Source organism: Paracoccus fontiphilus (assembly GCF_017356265.1).
Classification (GTDB): domain Bacteria; phylum Pseudomonadota; class Alphaproteobacteria; order Rhodobacterales; family Rhodobacteraceae; genus Paracoccus; species Paracoccus fontiphilus.
In genome coordinates, this window is the sequence record NZ_JAFNAW010000004.1 from 1 (window position 1) to 19,003 (window position 19,003).

Below are 19,003 nucleotides of genomic sequence, written 5' to 3' on the forward strand. Positions count from 1 at the left end.
CGCTGCTCGTCCATTCAGACCTCCCTTTGGGGAGTTTGAATCAGAAATCAGCCGGTGGGGAAACCACGAATGTCCACGGACCATAGGCTAATGCCGCCGTCATTCAAGGAATAAGGGCGGGGCTAGCCTTTGTTAAACCGGCCGTTGTATCCCACCTTCCTAGTAACGCTGCGGCACATACAGGTCCCGCGACAGGACATCGCGTTCATAGTCGGGATTGAAGACGCGGTCGGGCAGCGTCACCTCCTCGTGCGGGACATCGCCATAGGGGATCAGGCTCAGCAGGTGACTCATGCAGTTCAGGCGCGCGCGCTTCTTGTCGTTGGCGGGCACGATGTACCACGGCGCCTCGGGGATGTTGGTGTGTTCCAGCATGTCCTCCTTGGCCTTGGTATAGGCTTCCCAGCGGACGCGCGACTGCAGGTCCATCGGCGACAGCTTCCATTGCTTCAACGGATCGTGGATGCGCATCAGGAAGCGAAGCTGCTGTTCCTCGTCCGTGATCGAGAACCAGTATTTCACCAGCCGGATGCCGGACCGGACCAGCATCCGTTCGAATTCCGGGACGTCCTGGAAGAACTGGTCCACCTCGTCGTCGGTCGCGAAGCCCATCACGCGTTCGACGCCCGCGCGGTTGTACCAGCTGCGGTCGAACAGCACGATCTCTCCGCCCGCGGGCAGGTGGGGGACATAGCGCTGGAAATACCACTGCGTCTTCTCGCGGTCGGACGGGGCGGGCAGCGCCACGGTGCGGACCACGCGGGGGTTCAGGCGCTGGCTGATGCGCTTGATCGCGCCGCCCTTGCCGGCGCTGTCGCGGCCTTCGAAGATCACCACGACCTTTTCCTTGGTGTGGCTGACCCAGTCCTGCAGCTTGATCAGTTCGGTCTGCAGGCGCAGCAGTTCGCGGAAATACAGCTTGCGGTCCATCTGGTCGGGCCGCTTTTCGCGATAGATGCGCCGGATTTCCTCGGACAGGACGGCGTCTTCCAGCTCGATCTCGTAATCCTCGTCCAGGGTTTCCAGAAGCTCGGCTTCCAGCCAGTCCTTGGGTTCTTGGTTCATGGTCTAACCTCGCGATGGAAGGCCCGTCTAAGGCGGAATTGTAACGACTTTGCGGCGGCCGGGTGTTCCCTGCGCGACAGGCCTAGCGGCCGAAGCGCTTGATGCAGGCCGGGGTGACCGCCAGCACGAAGTTGCTTCGGCCGCCGTCCACGGTGCCGCACCATTGGCCCGTCACGGTGAAAAGGCTGCGCGTTCCGCCGGCGGGCCGATAGGCGACGCGACGGCCGTTCACGTCGAACAGGTTCAGGACGCCGCCCGGATTGGTCGCGTAATAGCCCAGGACGCCGCCGTCCGCGGTGATGATCAGCCGTTCCTCGTTCTCGGGGTTCGACGGACGGTTCTGCCATGTCGTGCCCGCGTTGGCGGTGTTGCCGGACGAGTTCCACGCCGCATGGGGGGAATTGGCCGGGCTTGCCGGATTGTTCGCCGGATGGCCGGGGCCGAGGTCGAAGGGCAGGCGGCTCTGGTCCAGGACGATCAGCGGCGCGTCGGCCAGACCTGCCGCCGCGGCGGCAAGCCAGGCCGCCAGGGCAACGGCCGCGCGCATCACCGATCCTCGGGCGGGGTCTCGCCGCCGGTGGCGGGCAGCCCGTCCGCGCCTTCCGAGCGGTCGCGTTGCAGGGCGGCGCGCGCCAGCATCATCAGCGTCACGGGGGTTGTCACGACGATGCAGATGCCGATGACGAATTCATGCACCACGGGCCGGCCTTCCAGAACGGTGAACATCAGCGCCGAGGCGATGATGACCCCGCCCGTCCCCCAGCTTGTCGCAAGCGTCGGGGCATGGAGCCGGTCATAGAAGGTCGACAGCCGCGCAAAGCCCAGGGCGCCGATCAGCGTCAGGGTGGAGCCCAGGACGACAAGAAGGGCGACGGGGATCGCGACGGCCAGCGGGACGGCTTGCAACGGGCTCATTCGATCACCTCGCCACGGAACAGGAACTTGGCAAGCGCGACCGAGGTCACGAAGCCCATGATGGCGATGACGGTCGCCGCCTCGAAGAAGAAGGCCGTCCCCAGGCGCATCCCCGTCACCACCAGAAGCAGCATGATCGAGACGTAAAGCGCGTCAAGCGCCAGCACCCGGTCCTGCGCGCGCGGGCCGCGAAGGATGCGCGTGCCGACCAGGCAGCCCGCAAGCGCCAGCGTCACCTGTGCGTAGCCCAGGGCGATGGTCAGGATCATTTCGCTCATTCAAAGATCTCCATCAGCATCGGCTCGTAGATCTTGCCGACGACATCGCGATAGTGCTGGACCTCGGAGCCGTCGAAGATGTGCAGCGTCAGGATGCCGCTGTCCGTCTCGTATTCGACCCAGGCCGTGCCGGGGGTCGCCGTCAGGATCATCGCCAGGAACCCCAGCGCCGTCTGGTCGGTGATCGTCAGCGGGATCTGGACAAAGGCCGAACGGCGCCCGTTGCGCCCCTCGGTCAGCAGCAGGCGCGCGACCGCGAGGTTGGATCGGATGATGTCCCAGAACAGGACAAGGACCAGCCGGGGCACGACGGCCCAGCGCCGCACGTGCGGGGTCGACGGATGCAGGGCGGACATGGCCCAGCCTGCGACCAGCGACAGGGCCGTTCCCAGGATCAGGTAGCCCAGCGAGAATCGCGTCAGCATCAGCCACAGCACGACCAGCGTGGTGGACAGGACGGGATGGGGGATCAGCCTGGTCATGGCTCGGAACCCTCGTCTTCCTTGGGCCGGTCGGCGGCGCGGGGGGTGGCGAAGACGCCATAGGCATAGGCGGCCGTGTCATGCAGCGCGCGCGCGGTGCCCGAGGTATAGCGCAGCATCGCCTCGGCCTTGAGGCTGGTCAGGGCCAGCACCACCAGAAGCGCGATCACCGGGGCGACCTCCAGTGCAAGGACGCGGGGCAGGGTGGCGTCGTTGGCCCAGAAGGTCTGGATGCCGATCCGGGCCATGCCGATCAGCGTGGCCAGGCCCGACAGGATCAGCAGCCCGATGAAGGACCAGGCAAGGCCTGCGGGCAGGGCCGTCTGCGCGATCAGGGCCTGCACGATGGCAACCTTGCCGACAAAGCCCGGCAAGGGCGGCAGCCCCGCCAGCATCAGCACGCAAAGCGCGAAGCAGATGCCCAGCACGGTCATGGCCGGCATGGCGAGCGCGGTGTCCGGCACCTCGTCCAGGTCGGTGTCGTCGAGGCCATAGGCGTCCGCCGTCAAGGCCAGCATCGCGGCGATGCCGCCATCCTCGCGGTTCATGGGCTCGATCAGCAGGAACAGGGCACTGGTCGCCAGGACCGACCCGATCAGGTAATATAGCGCGCCCGACAGCATCGCCGGACCACCGCCCGCCAGCGCGAAGCCGGTGATGCCCAGGACCGTCCCCGACGAGATCAGCACCGAATGCGCCGCCATCCGCCCCAGGCTTTGCGAGGACAGAAGCCCCAGCAGCCCGAACAGGATCGTGGCCATGCCCAGAAGGATCAGGACGCTGGCGCCGAAGCTGGTGGACGGCCCGCCGGTTTCGCCGAACAGCAGCATCGACAGGCGCAGGATCGCATAGACGCCCACCTTGGTCATGATCGCGAACATGGCGCCGACCGGGGCCGCGGCGGCCATGTAGGCGGTGGGGAGCCAGAAGGACAGGGGCCAGCTTCCCGCCTTTACCAGGAACGCCACCGACAGGATCGCCACGCCCGCGTGCAGCAGCGGCCGATCCTCGGGCGCGACCGAGGCGATCAGGTTCGCCAGATGCGCCATGTTCAGGGTGCCCGTGACCCCGTAGATGAGGCTGACGCCGATCAGGAACAGCAGCGATGCCGCCAGGTTGATGGCGATATAGTGCATCCCGGCCCGCACCCGCAGTTGCCCCGATCCGTGCAGCAACAAGCCGTAGGACGCGGCCAGCAGGATCTCGAAGAACACGAACAGGTTGAAGATGTCGCCGGTCAGGAAGGCGCCGTTCAACCCCATCAGCAGGAACTGGAACATGGAAAAGTAATGCGAACCCTGCCGGTTCCATCCGGCATGGGCATAGACCAGCGACGGGATCGCCAGCAGCGCGGTCAGCACCAGCATCATCGCGGCCAGCCGGTCCAGCACCAGGACGATGCCGTAAGGCGCGGCCCAGTCGCCCAGCAGGTAGAAGCTGATGCCCTCGGCATCGCTGATGTCGCCGCCGGTCTTGGCGCGGACCACAAGCTCGACCGCGATCAGCAGTTGCGACGCGGCCGAGATCGTGGACAGCCAGAATTTCGCGCCCCGCTGCCGGTCGTCGTAAAGCAGCATCAGCGCCCCGGTGACGAAGGGGATCAGGATCGGCGCGATGATCAGGTGTTCGTTGATCACTGGCTGCGCTCCTTTCCGTCGACATGGTCGGTGCCGGTCATGCCGCGGGACGCGATCATCACCACCAGAAACAGCGCGGTGGTGGCGAAGCTGATGACGATGGCGGTCAGGACCAGCGCCTGCGGCAGCGGGTCGGCATAGCGCGTCGGGTCGACAAAGCCGCCCTTTGGCATGATCGGCGGTGCGCCGGGCGTCAGCCGCCCCATGGAAAAGATGAACAGGTTGACCGCATAGGACAGCAGGCACAGGCCGATCACCACCTGGAAGCTGCGCGGGCGCAGCACCAGCCAGATGCCCGAGGCCGACAGGATGCCTATTGCGGCGGACAGGATGATTTCCATCAGGCGGTCTCCTTCCGGGCAGCGGCGGCGTCGTCCTGTTCGCGCATCCGGCTGGCGCGCAGCGACTGGTGGGCGATGGCGACCAGCATCAGGACGACGGCGCCCACGACGGTGGCAAAGACCCCGATGTCGAACAGCAGCGCGGTGGCGGCGGGCACCTCGCCCACCAGCGGTACATGCACATAGCGCGCATGGGCGGTCAGGAACGGATAGCCGAACCGCCAGGCGCCCATGCCGGTCGCGACGGCGATCAGCAGGCCGATGCCCATCCAGCGGATCGGCAGCACGGTGATCCGCGCCTCGACCCAGCGCACGTTCGTGGCGATGTACTGGACCAGGAAGGCGATCGCCAGCGTCACGCCGGCGGCAAAGCCTCCGCCCGGAAGGTCGTGCCCCCGGAAGAAGAAGTAGCCCGACACCAGGATCAGCAGCGGGAACATCCACAGCATGATGACCGAGGGAACGTAAAGGTAGTCGTCCAGCGTGGGCGTGTTGTCCAGCGTCTGCTGGTAGGGGGCCTCGACGCTTTCGGGCGCGGGACGGAAGCGGCGCAGCAGGGCGAAGATCGTCAACCCCACTATCGCCAGCACGGTGATCTCGCCGAAGGTGTCGAAGGCGCGGAAATCGACAAGGATCACGTTGACGACGTTCGTGCCGCCGCCCTCGTAATAGGCATTGCCCAGGAACCAGTCGCCCACGTTGCTGATCAGCGGCCGCGTCATGAGGGCGAAGGCGATCGCGGCGATGCCGGTGCCGCCGACAATGGCGATGACCAGGTCGCGGCCGCGCCGGATCTTGGCGGGCAGCAGCTTGTCGGCCGCGATCTCGGACCGGCGCTTGGGCAGCCAGCGCAGGCCCAGAAGCAGCAGCACGGTTGTCGCGACCTCGACCAGCAACTGGGTCAGCGCCAGGTCGGGGGACGAGAACCAGGCAAAGGTCAGGCAGGTCACGACGCCTGCGCCGCCCAGCAGGACAAGGGCCGCGAAGCGGTGATACTTGGCCTGCCATGCGGCGCCGATGGCGCAGGCCGCGCCCACCAGCCACAGCAGGGCGAAGGCAGGGTTCGGCGCGTGCAGGCGCAGATCGTCCGCAAAGCTCAGCACGCCCCACAGCGACCCGCAGGCCACCGCGATGGCGGTCAGGACCAGCAGGCGCAACTGAGGCTGCAGGGCTTCGGTCGAGAAGATGCGCAGCGCGAGGCGCGGCAGCCGCCAGGTCAGGCGGAACAGCAGCCAGTCATAGACCCGCTGGCCGCGCAGGCGATGCAGAAGGAACGGACCCTCGGGGCCCTGGGCGATGGCCTTGGCGCTGGACAGGTAGATCAGGGTTCCCACCCCAAGGGCGATCAGGCTCAGCAGCAGGGGCGCGTTGACGCCATGCCAGATCGCGATCTTGTAATAGGGCATCCCGGCGCCCGCGACTGACCGGGCGGCGGTGTTGATGACCGTTCCCAGGGTTAGCGCCGGGAAGATGCCGACCAGCAGGCAGACAAAGACCAGCAGTTCGACCGGGCGGCGCATCCAGGCGGGGGGTTCGTGCGGGGCTTTCGGCAGGTCGGTCGCCTGCGGGCCGAAGAACACCGTCGCGATGAAGCGCAGCGAGTAGGCGACCGACAGGCTGCTGCCGACGATGGCGAAATAGGGCAGGGCGTTGTCCAGCCAGGTGCCGTTGTGCCAATCCACGGCCTCGGCCAGGAACATCTCCTTGGACAGGAAGCCGTTCAGCAGGGGCACCCCCGCCATGGCGGCGGCGGCGACGATGGCCAGCGTGCCGGTGATCGGCATGGGCCGCATCAACCCGCTGAGGCGGCGCATGTCGCGCGTGCCGGTTTCATGGTCGATGATGCCCGCGGCCATGAACAGCGATGCCTTGAAGACCGCGTGGTTGCAGATGTGGAAGATCGCGGCCAGGATCGCCACCGGCCCACCGATCCCCGCAAGCGCGGTAATCAGGCCAAGGTGGCTGATCGTCGAATAGGCCAGCAGCCCTTTTAGGTCATGGCGATACAGCGCGACCGCCGCCCCCAGGATCAGCGTGACGACCCCTGCGCCGGTGACGGCGAAGAACCAGGCCTCGGTCCCGCCCAGGACGGGCGAGAAGCGGATCAGCAGGAACACGCCCGCCTTCACCATGGTCGCGGAATGCAGGAAGGCCGATACCGGGGTCGGCGCGGCCATGGCGCCGGGCAGCCAGAAGTGGAACGGGAACTGCGCCGACTTGGTGAAGGCGCCCAGAAGGAACAGCGCCAGCATCGGTTCGTAGAAGGGGTGCGCCCGGACCCTGTCGCCCGCCCGCAGGATCATCCCCAGGTCATAGCTGCCGGCGGCATGGCCCAGCATCAGCATCGCCACCAGCAGGCAGAGCCCGCCCAGGGCCGTCACGATCAGCGCCGTCCGCGCCCCGTCCCGCGCGGCGGCGCCGCCGTGCCAGAAGCCGATCAGCAGGAACGAGATCAGCGAGGTCATTTCCCAGAACACGACCATGACCAGCACGTTGCCCGAGATCAGGATGCCCTGCATCGCCCCGGTAAAGGCCATCAGCAGCGCGAAGAAGCGCGGCAGGCTGTCGCTTTCGGCCATGTAGTAGCGGGCATAGATGACGACCAGGACGCCGATCGACAGCACCAGCGTCGCGAACAGCCAGGCGAAGCCGTCCATCCGCAGCGCCATGTTCATGCCCAGCGAGGGAATCCATTGCAGGCTGGCGCGCATGACGTTGCCCGACTGGATCTCGGGACGGAAGCCGAAAAGGATCGCCAGCCCGGCAGCCAGCGACAAGGCCGCCAGCCAGGTCGATGCGCCCCGCGCCGTCTGGGGCATGGTCAGCAGGATCAGCGAGGTCGCGAAGGGAAGAAAGGCCAACAACAGGAACAGATTGTGTTCGGCCATGCTTGCCTTGCCCTCGCCCTGATAACTGCATCGCGTCCCCCGGACATGCCTGTCCGGATCTTGTTCCGTGTGAAGGGGGAACAAGCGACGCCGGGCGTTCGGGGGTTTGAAACCGAATGCCTTTCGTGCCGGTCAAGATCAAGGCCGGATTGGCCGCAATCCGGGGATTTTTCCAACTTTTCTGTTATCCGCCCACAGGCCGCGCCGCAGGCTGCGGCAGATCGCCTCGGCTGCGAACCGAGGCGCCTGTGTCAACGTTGGGGACCGGCCCGCGTCAGACCTCGACCTCGATCCTGCCCATGGGGTGGGAACAGCAGGCCAGGATATAGCCGTCCTCGATGTCCTCGTCGCTGATGCCGCCGTTGTGGACCATGTGCACCTCGCCCGAGGTCTTGCGGATCTTGCAGGTGCCGCACAGGCCGAAGGTGCAGCCCGACGGGATGTTCAGCCCCGACCGCTTGGCGACCGCCAGGACGGTGTCGGTTTCCGCGCAGGGCGCGGTGACGCCGCTGGCCGTGAAGGTGATCTGCGCCTTTGCGCCTTCCTCGGGAACGACATCCTCGATCACCGGGGCGTCGGCCTCGGTCTTGATGGGGGCGCCGAAGCTTTCCTGGTGATAGTGGTCCATGTCGAAGCCGAGCGCGATCAGCATGTCGCGCACGGACTGCATGAACGGTTCCGGGCCGCAGCAGAAGACCTCGCGTTCCAGGTAGTCGGGGGCCATCAGGCCCAGCATGATCTGGTTCAGGCGCCCCAGATAGCCGGTCCACGCGGTGAAGGGGTCGTTTTCTTCCACCGTGAAGCGCAGTTGCAGGCCGGGCACGCGGTCGGCGAACTGTTCCAGGCGGCGGCGGAAGATGATGTCCGAGGGCGAGCGCGCGGCGTGGACGAAGACAATGTCCGGCATCTCGCCCGAATCCCAGGCCCAGGTGGTCATGGACATCATCGGCGTGACGCCCGACCCGGCCGAGATGAACAGGTGCTTCTTCGCGGGGTGCCGATGGCTGGAAAAGATCCCCGACGGGCCATAGGCCTTGATCCGCATTCCCGGCCGCAGGTGGTCCAGCATCCAGCGCGTCGCCAGCGATGTGCGCTGCGCCTTGACCGTGACGCTGATCGACAGCGGCCGCGACGGGCTGGAGCTGATCGTGTAGGTCCGCTGCACGTTGCCGGACGGCAGGGGCAGGTCCAGCGTGACGAACTGCCCGGGCTGGTAATCGAACCACGCCCCCGACGGCGCCCGGAAGGTGAAGGTGGCGGCATCCGCCGTTTCGGGAACCACCATCGCGCATTCCAGATGCTCGTCGTCGGACCACGGTTCGGCGGCCCAGTTCAGGCGTGGCTTCTTCATGCGCTTCTTACTCCGCCGCGACGCTTGTCGGGGTCAGGCGGCGGGACATCAGCCCGCAATACCAGTCGATCAGGTGGATGACGCCCGCTTCCTGCGTCGGCGAATAGGGGCCGGGCTGATAGGCGGGCGACAGGATGCCGCGCTGGTTCTCCTCGACCACCTGGCGGTCCTCGTCGTTGGTGTTCAGCCAGACCTCGGTCAGGGCCTTCAGGTCGTAATCCTTGCCCTCGACCGCGTCCTTGTGGACCAGCCATTTGGACGTCACCTCGGTTTCGGTGGGGCTGATGGGCAGGATGCGGAACACGATGGCGTGGTCGGGCAGGAAGTGGTTCCAGGACGACGGGAAGTGATAGAACATCAGGCTGCCCGCGTCGTTCCAGGGGATCGTCCCCATCCGCCGCGACACGGCGGCCTTGCCCGACATGGTGAAGCTTTCCTGGTTGTCCATCAGCGGCACGCGGGCCATGCGCCACTGCATGTCGGGCGTGTTGGTGAACCGCGCGGGCAGGCCCGCCGCATCGCAGCGCGCCCAGTGGTCCAGGATCTCGGGCGAGGCCGAGTTCGGCCCCTCCATCACCGTCATCAGCGGATCGTCGGAATAGGTCCGGCACAGCGAGGGGTGGGAACCGCCGCAGTGATAGCACTCGCGGTTGTTTTCCATCACCAGCTTCCAGTTGCCCTTCTCGATGATGGTCGAGGTGAAGGCGACCTTGCTGTCGGCGATGGCGCTTGGCGCGACATACCGCGTCAGGTTCGCCGCCAGGTCGTTGATCGCGGGCGGGATCTGGGCCAGGCAGATGAAGACCATGCCGCCCAAGTCGACGCAATGGACCGGCTTCAGCCCGTATTTGCTGGCGTCGAAACCTTCGCCCATGTCGCGGGCATACAGAAGCTTGCCGTCCAGGTCATAGGTCCACTGGTGATAGGGACAGACCAGTTTCGGGTTCGACCCGTTCGTCTTGGCGCAGAGCCGCTGGCCGCGGTGGCGGCAGACGTTGTGGAAGGCGCGGATGCGGCCGTCGCCGCTGCGCACCACGATCACCGGGTAGGCGCCGACGTTCAGCGTGACGAAGTTGCCGGTCTTCGGGATCTCGCAGGATGGCAGCGCGAACAGCCATTCGCGATACCAGATCTGTTCCAGATCGTCCTGGAAGGCCTGTTCGCCGCAATACAACTCGCGCGGCAGGGAAAAGCCGGGAACGCGTTCTGCGATCAGGCTGGCGGTCGAGGTCGTGTTCATGTCTGGACCCATGGAGGTGCTGGCTGCTATGGGGTGCAAGTTAGACGCATTGCGGCGCAAAAATGGCAGAATTGCGACCTTGTGACGCATGATTGAGACATGGCTGGCTGCCATGCTGAAATACACGGCGGCAGGTGGTACCGAAAAAGCAACAGCGATGTTTTTCCTCCAAGTCAGAAACCGAATCGCCTGTCAACATGTTGACGTGCCGTTGGCAAATATGGCTAGATGATGTGGTGATGCCCCCTTGCGGTTGTCGATATGCAACAGCTAAGAGGGCGGCCGGATCACGCAGGAACGACCTCCTTGGCAAGCCGATGGCTGGCAGGGCAGTCTGACCGGAAGGTCCGGGGCCAAGGCTGGCCATGACAGGAAAACGACACCGGGCAGCAGGCCTGACAGAGCGGTTCGGGGGACTTGTCCTGCGGCCTGTCTGACCCTGCCCAAAGCAGAAGGAGCAGTGGGCATGACCATCATCGTTTATTCCAAACCCGCCTGCGTGCAATGCACCGCGACGACCCGTGCACTGGACGCCCGCGGGCTGTCCTACGACGTCATCGACCTGACCGAGGACGCGGCGGCGATGGAGCGCGTGACCGCGCTCGGCTATCGGCAGGCTCCGGTGGTGATCGCGGGCGATGCGCATTGGGCGGGCTTCCGGCCCGACATGATCGGCCGGCTGGCCTGATCGCCATGGCGGCGGGCGGGGCATGGCGGGGTGAAACCCCGCCCTACGGGCTGGTCTATTATTCCTCGGCCTCGGGGAACACGGCGCGCTTCGTCGCGCGCCTTGGCCTGCCCGCGCTGCGGATTCCGATCCGGCCGGCCGATCCCATGCCGCCTGTCGATGCGCCCTTCGTGCTGATCTGCCCGACCTATGCGGACGGAGAGGGGCGCGGCGCGGTGCCCAAGCAGGTGATCCATTTCCTGAACGATCCCCGCCGCCGCGCCTGGCTGCGCGGGGTGATCGGCACGGGCAACCGCAATTTCGGCGCGACCTATGCCCTGTCGGCCCGCGTCATCGCGGAAAAATGCAATGTCCCCGTGCTCTGGCGGTTCGAGCTGGCGGGGTCTGACACAGATATTCAAAAGGTCCGCGCGGGCCTTCATCAATTCCGGGGGATGGAATGCTTGACGGTTTGAAGCCAGAACTGGACTACCACGCGCTGAACGCGATGCTGAACCTGTATGACGCCGACGGGCGCATCCGGTTCGACGCCGACCGCATGGCCGCGCGCCAGTATTTCCTGCAGCACGTCAACCAGAACACCGTCTTCTTCCATTCGCTGGACGAGAAGCTGGATTACCTAGTCGAGGAAGGCTATTACGAGCCCGAAGTCCTGGACCAGTATTCCAGGAACTTCCAGCGCGCGATCTGGGACGCCGCCTTCAAGCGCAAGTTCCGCTTCCCGACCTTCCTGGGCGCGTTCAAGTATTACACCAGCTACACGCTGAAAACCCGCGACGGGCAGCGTTACCTGGAGCGCTACGAGGACCGTGTGGTGATGGTGGCCCTGGCGCTTGCGCGGGGCGACGAGGCGCTGGCGATGCGCTTCATGGAGGAGATGCTGTCGGGCCGCTTCCAGCCCGCGACGCCCACCTTCCTCAACGCCGGCAAGAAGTCGCGGGGCGAGCTGATCTCGTGTTTCCTGCTGCGGCTGGAAGACAACATGGAATCCATCGGGCGGTCCATCAACTCGGCCCTGCAGCTGTCCAAGCGCGGCGGCGGCGTGGCCCTGATGCTGACCAACCTGCGCGAGGCCGGGGCGCCGATCAAGGGGATCGAGAACCAGTCGTCCGGCGTCATTCCGGTGATGAAGCTGCTGGAGGATTCGTTCTCCTATGCCAACCAGCTTGGCGCGCGGCAGGGGGCGGGGGCGGTCTATCTGAACGCGCACCATCCCGACATCATGCGTTTCCTGGACACCAAGCGCGAGAACGCGGACGAGAAGATCCGCATCAAGACGCTGTCCCTTGGCGTGGTGATCCCCGACATCACCTTCGAACTGGCCAAGAAGAACGCCGACATGTACCTGTTCTCGCCGCATGACGTGCAGAAGGTCTATGGCGTGCCGTTCTCGGAGATCTCGGTGACCGAGAAATATGCCGAGATGGTGGACGACAAGCGCATCAAGAAGAAGAAGATCAACGCCCGCGAGTTCTTCCAGACCATCGCCGAGATCCAGTTCGAATCCGGCTATCCCTACATCATGTTCGAGGACACGGTGAACCGTGCCAACCCCGTGCATGGCCGCATCACCATGTCGAACCTGTGCAGCGAGATCCTGCAGGTGAACGAGGCCTCCGAGTTCAACGAGGATCTGAGCTATTCGCACCTGGGCACTGACATCTCGTGCAATCTTGGGTCTCTGAACATCGCGGCGACCATGGACGGCCCGGACTTCGGCGCCACCATCGAGGCCGCGATCCGCGCCCTGACTGCCGTTTCGGAAATGTCGGCGATCGACGCCGTGCCGTCCATCCGGCGCGGCAATGACGAGGCCCATGCCGTGGGTCTGGGCCAGATGAACCTGCATGGCTTCCTGGCGCGCGAACGGATTCATTACGGATCGCCCGAGGGGGTCGAGTTCACCAGCGTCTATTTTGCCGCCGTGGCCTTCCACGCGATCCGCGCGTCGAACCTGCTGGCGCAGGAACATGGCCGGACCTTCAAGGATTTCGACAAGTCGAAATATGCGGACGGCACGTTCTTCGACAAATATACCGACCGCGACTGGCTGCCGGTGTTGCCGGACGTGGCGCGGGTGTTCGAAGGGGTGACGCTACCCACGCGGGACGACTGGGCCGCGCTGAAGGCCGACGTGATGACGCACGGGTTGTACAACCGCAACCTTCAGGCTGTGCCGCCGACCGGCTCGATCAGCTATATCAACAATTCGACCAGCTCGATCCACCCTATTGTTTCCAAAATCGAAATCCGCAAGGAAGGCAAGATCGGCCGCGTTTATTACCCGGCGGCCTTCATGTCGAACGAGAACCTGGACTTCTATCGCGACGCCTACGAGATCGGCCCCGAGGCGATCATCGACACCTATGCCGCCGCGACCGAGCACGTGGACCAGGGCCTGTCGCTGACGCTGTTCTTCCCGGCTGAGGCCACGACCCGCGACATCAACCGCGCCCAGATTTACGCGTGGAAGAAGGGCATCAAGACGATCTACTACATCCGCCTGCGCCAGACCGCGCTTGAAGGGACCGAGGTCCAGGGCTGCGTGTCCTGCACCTTGTAAGCGAAGCCGGGGGGCTGTCTGCCCCCCGGACCCCCCGAGGATATTTTTGCCAAGATGAATGAAAGGGGTTCTTCGGCGATGAAGGATCAGCAGATGCAGACGGTCGCGCGCGCGATCAACTGGAACCGTCTGGACGACGACAAGGACCTGGAGGTCTGGAACCGGCTGACGGTGAACTTCTGGCTGCCGGAAAAGGTGCCGTTGTCGAACGACGTGCAAAGCTGGGCCACGCTGCGTCCGGCCGAGCGGGAATTGACGATCCGCGTCTTCACCGGGCTGACGCTGCTGGACACGGTGCAGAACACCATCGGCGCGCCGTCGATGATGCCGGATGCGATCACCCCGCACGAGGAGGCGGTGCTGTCCAACATCGCCTTCATGGAGGCGGTTCATGCGCGGTCCTATTCCTCGATCTTCTCGACCCTGTGCCTGACCAAGGAAGTGGACGAGGCCTTCCGCTGGTCCGAGGAGAACCCGCATCTGCAAGGCAAGGCGCGGCTGATCCTGGAGGAATACAAGGCCGGGTCCGATCCGCTGAAGCGCAAGATCGCCAGCGTGTTCCTTGAAAGCTTCCTGTTCTATTCGGGCTTCTACCTGCCGATGTACTGGTCAAGCCGGGCCAAGCTGACCAACACCGCCGACCTGATCCGCCTAATCATCCGCGACGAGGCGGTGCATGGATACTACATCGGCTACAAGTTCCAGCGCGGGCTGGAGCGCGTGGACGAGGCGCGGCGGGCCGAGTTGAAGGATTTCGCCTTCTCGCTGATGTTCGAGCTTTACGACATCGAGCAGAAATACACGGCCGAGCTTTACGACGGCATCGGCCTGACCGAAGACGTGAAGGCCTTCCTGCACTACAACGCCAACAAGGCGCTGCAGAACCTGGGCTACGAGGCGCTGTTCCCGCCCGCCGCCTGCGAGGTGAACCCGGCGATCCTGGCCGCGCTGTCGCCCGACAGCGAGAACCACGATTTCTTCAGCGGCTCGGGGTCGTCCTATGTCATCGGCAAGGCGGTCGCGACAGAGGACGAGGACTGGAACTTCTGAAGCGCGCGCAGGACCTGCGGGATCATCTCTGGCAGGTCGTCCGCGATCAGGCCTGGGCCGAACAGGCGCGCGGCCTGGGCGTGGATCAGCGTGCCTAGGCTGGCGGCCTCCAGCGGTGGCAGGCTGCGCGCCAGCAGCCCGGTGATCATCCCCGCCAGCGCGTCGCCCGCGCCTGCCGTGGCGAGCCACGGCACGTCGAAGGCGGAATGGATGCGGGCACGGCCGTCCGGGGCGGCGATCACCGTGTCGGGGCCTTTCAGCAGGACCACGGCGCCGCAGCGGGCGGCGGCATCGCGGGCGGCGTCCAGTTTGGAATAGGCGGGGCCTTCGCTCGGCGTGGCCGCCAGCCGTTCGGCGAGGTCGGGGAACAGGCGGGCGAATTCGCCCATGTGGGGCGTCAGGACGCAGGCGTCGTGCAGCGCGGCCGTCAGGGCTGCATCCCGTGACAGGGCGGTCAGTGCATCGGCGTCCAGGACGGTGGCGCGGCGCGCGGGCAGCAGGTCGGCCAGAAGGGCGCCGGCCCGGTCAATGCCGCAGCCCGGGCCGATGCAGATGGCGTTGAGGCGAGTGTCGGCCAAGGTTTCTTGCAGCTCGTGATCAACGGCGCGGCGCATCAGTGCGTCGGGCTGGCCTATATGGTCGGGCAGGGCCTCGGCCGGGGGGGCAAGGGTCACGAGGCCCGCGCCGATCCGCAGCGCCGCCCGGGCGGACAGGCGCGCGGCACCCCCCCTGGCGGGGCCTCCGGCAAGGATCAGCGCGTGGCCATGGCTGTATTTGTGAGGATGCAAGGGCGACTGCTTGAGAAGCGGGTTGGTCGGCGGCCGGTCCGGCTGGTCGCGTGGAATATCGAACGGGGGCCAGATGACAGCCGGACGGGCGGTCGGGGCACTGTCGACGTCGTGCAGTCCTATGTCGGCAATCACCAGTTCACCGCACAGCAGGGGGCCCAGGCCGATGACATGGCCGGGCTTGGGCCTGTGAAAGGCCACGGTGACGTTGGCATGGGGGGCGAGATCGCCGCCGCCGCGCGGATGTCCCAGCAAGGCTCCGCTGTCCATGCACAGCCCGCTGGGGCAGTCGACCGCCACGAGGGGGGGCTTGATGCGTCCTAGATGGTGCAGGATCGCGGCGACTTCTCCCTCGGGGGGGCGGGTCAGACCGGTGCCGAAAATCGCATCCACATGAACACCGCCTTCGGCACCGCCTTGAAGCACGGCCAGGGTCAGCGGCTCGATGCGCCCGATCCCCTGCCATTGCCGCTTCATCTGGGCCGCGTCCGGCCCGGGCGGGTTGTCCGTCCCCAGCACCCGCACCTGCCAGCCGGCCCGGTGCAGCAGGCGCGCCACCACATAACCATCGCCGCCGTTGTTACCCGGGCCGCACAGCACCGTCACGCGCCGCGGCTTGGGCCAGCGCAGGCGAATCTGGCCCGCCACGGCGCGGCCTGCGCGTTCCATCAACTGCAGCCCGGTCGCCTGTCCGGTGGCCATGGCGGCGGATTCGATGGCGCGCATTTGGGCGGTCGTCAGAACCTCGGTGCTTTCCAGCATGGCGAATGCCCTTTCATTCATCAGGAAGAACAAAAATTAGGCACAAACCCCCGGTCCTTCAGTTTGCGGGCGCGATCCGTGCTGCGGCCCGTTTACCCACGCCATGAAACCCGCCAATCAGGCGTCAGGCAAGCCGCGAGGAAGGATCATTGCGATGAAGAAGGTCGAGGCGATCATCAAGCCGTTCAAGCTGGATGATGTGAAGGAAGCGCTTCAGGAAGTGGGCGTGCAGGGTCTTTCCGTCACCGAGGTCAAGGGCTTCGGCCGCCAGAAGGGTCACACCGAGCTTTATCGCGGCGCGGAATACGTGGTCGATTTCCTTCCCAAGGTGAAGATCGAGATGGTCCTACCCGACGACCAGGTCGAGGCGGCGGTGGACGCCATCGTCAGCGCGGCCCGCACCGAGAAGATCGGCGACGGCAAGATTTTCGTATCGCCTGTCGAGCAGGCAATCCGCATCCGCACGGGTGAAACCGGCGACGACGCTGTCTGACCAGAAGAACAGCCATACCCAACAGGACTAACGTGCCCGGCGCCGTTCGTGTCCGGGCCGCTTCTACGAAGAAAGGGAAGAGATGACAGTCAATGACGTTTTGAAGCTGCTGCAGGACGAGGAGGTCGCCTATGTGGACGTCCGCTTCACCGATCCCAAGGGCAAGCTTCAGCATGTGACGCTGGACGTGGATCTGATCGACGAGGACTTCTTCGAGGAAGGCTTCATGTTCGACGGCTCCTCGATCGCCGGGTGGAAATCCATCGACCAGTCCGACATGAAGCTGATGCCGGATCCCGCCTCGGCCTACATGGACCCGTTCTATGCCGAAAAGACGCTGTGCGTGCATTGCAACGTGGTCGAGCCGGATACGGGCGAGGCCTATGCCCGCGACCCGCGCGGCACCGCCGTCAAGGCCGAGGCCTATCTGAAGTCCACCGGCATCGGTGACGCCTTCTATTGCGGCCCCGAGGCCGAGTTCTTCATCTTCGACGACGTCCGCTACCAGGTGTCGCCGCAGAAGGTGTCCTACCAGATCGATTCCGTCGACGCGGCCTGGAACACCGACACCGAATACGAGATGGGCAACCAAGGCCATCGCGCGGCCCACAAGGGCGGCTATTTCCCGGTCAACCCCATCGACGCCGGCCAGGACATCCGCGGCGAGATGCTGTCCACCATGAAGCGGATGGGCATGAAGGTGGACAAGCACCACCACGAGGTCGCCTCGGGCCAGCACGAGTTGGGCCTGATCTTCGGGGGCCTGACCGAACAGGCCGACAACATCCAGAAATACAAGTACGTCATCCACAACGTCGCCCATGCCTATGGCAAGTCGGTGACCTTCATGCCCAAGCCCATGAAGGGCGACAACGGGTCGGGGATGCACGTCAACATGTCGATCTGGAAGGACGGCAAGCCGCTGTTCGCCGGCGACAAATACGCCGACCTGTCGCAGGAGGCGCTGTACTTCATCGGCGGCATCCTGAAGCACGCCAAGGCGCTGAACGCGCTGACCAACCCCTCGACGAACAGCTACAAGCGGCTGATCCCGGGCTTCGAGGCCCCGGTGCTGCGCGCCTATTCCGCGCGCAACCGGTCGGGCTGCGTCCGCATTCCGTGGACCGAATCGCCGAAAGCCAAGCGTGTCGAGGCCCGCTTCCCTGATCCGGCGGCCAACCCCTACCTGGCCTTCGCGGCCCTGCTGATGGCGGGCCTGGACGGGATCAAGAACCGGATCGATCCGGGCCCCGCGTCGGACAAGGACCTTTACGACCTGCCGCCGGAAGAACTGGCCGAAATCCCGACCGTCTGCGGTTCGCTGCGCGAGGCGCTGGAGGAACTGGAGAAGGACATGGACTTCCTTCTGCAGGGCGACGTCTTCACCCGCGACCAGCTGGAAGCCTATATCAAGCTGAAGTGGGAAGAGGTCTATGCCTACGAGCATACCCCACACCCCATCGAATACGCGATGTACTACAGCTGCTGAGGCTTGGGACAGTGACCGGAAAAGGCGCCCTTCGGGCGCCTTTTTCATCCCAGGCGCAGGCTGACGGCAAAGTCGACAAAGCTGCGCATGGCTCCCGTCTGCAACTTTCCCGACGGATAGACGAGGTTCACCGGCAGGTCGGGCAGGGTGTAGTCGGTCATCAGCACCGCCAATCGGCCCGCCGCCAGGTCGTCGCCCACCATGAATTCCGGCAGCAGGGCCAGGCCCCGTCCGTTCAGGGCCATGGAATGCAGCAGCTCGGTGTTGTTCGACGAGAAACTGGGCCGGATCAACTGCCGGATGGTCCGGCTGCCGCGGCGCAGGGGCCAGGTCATGGTGCCGGGCAGGTTGGTGTAATGCAGGCAGTCGTGGCGCAGCAGGTCGGCGGGCCGTTCGGGGCGCCCGGCCCGCGCCAGGTAGTCCGGCGAGGCGACCAGCAGGATCCGCACCGAATGCAGCCTCCGGGCGTGCAGGGTCGAATCGGCCAGGTTGCCGATGCGGATCACCGCGTCGAAACCTTCGCCCACGATGTCGCTGGTGCCGTCGTCCAGGACGACCTGCAACTGAATGTCGCGATAGCGTTCCATGAAGACCAGCAGGTGCGGTTGCAGCACCTTAAGCGTGTAGAAGATCGGGCTGCCGATCTTCAGCGCGCCGGACCGGCTGGTCGTGGTGGCCTTGACGGCCTCGGTCGCGCCGTCCAGCCGGGCCAGGATGTCGCGCAGGTCGCGGCTGTAGGACAGGCCGGCGGCGGTCGGCGTCACCTTGCGCGTGGTGCGCACCAGCAGGCGCACGCCCAGGAAGGTCTCCAAGTCGGCGACGTGCTTGCTGCACAGGCTGCGGGAAATGCCCATGCGCGATGCTGCGGCGGCAAAGCTGCCCTCGTCCACGACGCTGACGAATGTACGGAAAACGCCGATATCCATGGGCGCCACCATGCACCTGTCTTGGAAAAAGGAAAACCGCCCCCTGG

The 19,003-nt window shown here is 65.4% G+C and carries 19 protein-coding genes; 7 read left to right on the forward strand and 12 right to left on the reverse strand.

All coding sequences use genetic code 11. The features are described 5' to 3' along the window. Positions 1-159: 159 nt before the first annotated feature. The 10 genes from ppk2 to J0F76_RS02535 all read right to left on the reverse strand — a co-directional run bounded on the left by ppk2 (position 160) and on the right by J0F76_RS02535 (position 10,197). Positions 160-1,065: a polyphosphate kinase 2 gene (gene ppk2, locus J0F76_RS02490; RefSeq protein WP_207465350.1), complete on the reverse strand. Its 906-nt coding sequence runs from the start codon at positions 1,063-1,065 to the stop codon at positions 160-162. An 82-nt stretch (positions 1,066-1,147) separates the two neighbouring features. After that, positions 1,148-1,612: a hypothetical protein gene (locus tag J0F76_RS02495; RefSeq protein WP_207465359.1), complete on the reverse strand. Its 465-nt coding sequence runs from the start codon at positions 1,610-1,612 to the stop codon at positions 1,148-1,150. After that, entirely contained in the window at positions 1,612-1,980 is a 369-nt protein-coding gene (mnhG, locus tag J0F76_RS02500; RefSeq protein ID WP_207465360.1) for a monovalent cation/H(+) antiporter subunit G, read from the reverse strand. The genes J0F76_RS02495 and mnhG overlap by 1 nt, the downstream gene beginning before the upstream one ends. After that, the gene (locus tag J0F76_RS02505; RefSeq protein ID WP_207465362.1) at positions 1,977-2,258 is read right to left on the reverse strand and encodes a K+/H+ antiporter subunit F; all 282 of its coding nucleotides are present in this window, start codon (positions 2,256-2,258) and stop codon (positions 1,977-1,979) included. The genes mnhG and J0F76_RS02505 overlap by 4 nt, the downstream gene beginning before the upstream one ends. Then, positions 2,255-2,740 carry a Na+/H+ antiporter subunit E gene (locus J0F76_RS02510; protein WP_207465364.1) on the reverse strand — a complete coding sequence of 162 codons (486 nt, stop codon included), beginning with the start codon at positions 2,738-2,740 and terminating at the stop codon, positions 2,255-2,257. The genes J0F76_RS02505 and J0F76_RS02510 overlap by 4 nt, the downstream gene beginning before the upstream one ends. Further along, a complete protein-coding gene (locus J0F76_RS02515; protein ID WP_207465365.1) occupies positions 2,737-4,377 on the reverse strand; it encodes a monovalent cation/H+ antiporter subunit D in 1,641 nt (546 codons plus the stop codon). The genes J0F76_RS02510 and J0F76_RS02515 overlap by 4 nt, the downstream gene beginning before the upstream one ends. Next, positions 4,374-4,718, reverse strand: a complete 345-nt coding sequence (locus J0F76_RS02520) for a Na+/H+ antiporter subunit C (protein WP_207465367.1) — start codon at positions 4,716-4,718, stop codon at positions 4,374-4,376. The genes J0F76_RS02515 and J0F76_RS02520 overlap by 4 nt, the downstream gene beginning before the upstream one ends. Next, positions 4,718-7,606, reverse strand: a complete 2,889-nt coding sequence (locus tag J0F76_RS02525) for a monovalent cation/H+ antiporter subunit A (protein ID WP_207465369.1) — start codon at positions 7,604-7,606, stop codon at positions 4,718-4,720. Before J0F76_RS02525 ends, J0F76_RS02520 begins: the two co-directional genes overlap by 1 nt. A 274-nt stretch (positions 7,607-7,880) precedes the next feature. Next, positions 7,881-8,957, reverse strand: a complete 1,077-nt coding sequence (locus J0F76_RS02530; RefSeq protein ID WP_207465371.1) for an FAD-binding oxidoreductase — start codon at positions 8,955-8,957, stop codon at positions 7,881-7,883. 7 nt (positions 8,958-8,964) lie between these two features. Next, positions 8,965-10,197, reverse strand: coding sequence for an aromatic ring-hydroxylating oxygenase subunit alpha (locus J0F76_RS02535; RefSeq protein WP_207465373.1), 1,233 nt, complete (start codon positions 10,195-10,197; stop codon positions 8,965-8,967). 88 nt (positions 10,198-10,285) lie between these two features. On the opposite strand from J0F76_RS02535, the gene J0F76_RS02540 reads away from it, so the two are divergent. The 5 genes from J0F76_RS02540 (at position 10,286) to nrdF (ending at position 14,498) form a co-directional block, all read left to right on the forward strand. Further along, entirely contained in the window at positions 10,286-10,429 is a 144-nt protein-coding gene (locus J0F76_RS02540; RefSeq protein ID WP_207465375.1) for a hypothetical protein, read from the forward strand. Between the two features lie 234 nt (positions 10,430-10,663). Then, complete coding sequence (gene nrdH, locus J0F76_RS02545) at positions 10,664-10,885, forward strand: glutaredoxin-like protein NrdH (RefSeq protein WP_207465377.1); 222 nt, start codon at positions 10,664-10,666, stop codon at positions 10,883-10,885. Between the two features lie 5 nt (positions 10,886-10,890). Next, a complete protein-coding gene (gene nrdI, locus J0F76_RS02550; protein ID WP_207465380.1) occupies positions 10,891-11,340 on the forward strand; it encodes a class Ib ribonucleoside-diphosphate reductase assembly flavoprotein NrdI in 450 nt (149 codons plus the stop codon). Next, a complete protein-coding gene (nrdE, locus tag J0F76_RS02555) occupies positions 11,325-13,448 on the forward strand; it encodes a class 1b ribonucleoside-diphosphate reductase subunit alpha (protein ID WP_207465382.1) in 2,124 nt (707 codons plus the stop codon). Before nrdI ends, nrdE begins: the two co-directional genes overlap by 16 nt. A 78-nt stretch (positions 13,449-13,526) precedes the next feature. Then, positions 13,527-14,498 carry a class 1b ribonucleoside-diphosphate reductase subunit beta gene (gene nrdF, locus J0F76_RS02560; RefSeq protein WP_207465384.1) on the forward strand — a complete coding sequence of 324 codons (972 nt, stop codon included), beginning with the start codon at positions 13,527-13,529 and terminating at the stop codon, positions 14,496-14,498. Here nrdF and J0F76_RS02565 read toward each other — a convergent pair. Beyond that, a complete protein-coding gene (locus J0F76_RS02565; RefSeq protein ID WP_207465386.1) occupies positions 14,447-16,048 on the reverse strand; it encodes an NAD(P)H-hydrate dehydratase in 1,602 nt (533 codons plus the stop codon). The two genes, nrdF and J0F76_RS02565, sit on opposite strands and share 52 nt — an antisense overlap. Before the next feature lie 154 nt (positions 16,049-16,202). Here J0F76_RS02565 and J0F76_RS02570 point away from each other — a divergent pair, with 154 nt between their 5' ends. Further along, on the forward strand, positions 16,203-16,541 hold the full coding sequence (locus J0F76_RS02570) for a P-II family nitrogen regulator (RefSeq protein WP_207465388.1): 339 nt from the start codon (positions 16,203-16,205) through the stop codon (positions 16,539-16,541). Between the two features lie 82 nt (positions 16,542-16,623). Continuing rightward, positions 16,624-18,030, forward strand: coding sequence for a type I glutamate--ammonia ligase (gene glnA, locus J0F76_RS02575; RefSeq protein WP_207465390.1), 1,407 nt, complete (start codon positions 16,624-16,626; stop codon positions 18,028-18,030). 44 nt (positions 18,031-18,074) lie between these two features. Here the strand turns inward: glnA and J0F76_RS02580 are convergent, their stop codons facing one another. After that, entirely contained in the window at positions 18,075-18,956 is an 882-nt protein-coding gene (locus tag J0F76_RS02580; RefSeq protein ID WP_207465392.1) for a LysR family transcriptional regulator, read from the reverse strand. Positions 18,957-19,003: the final 47 nt, after the last annotated feature.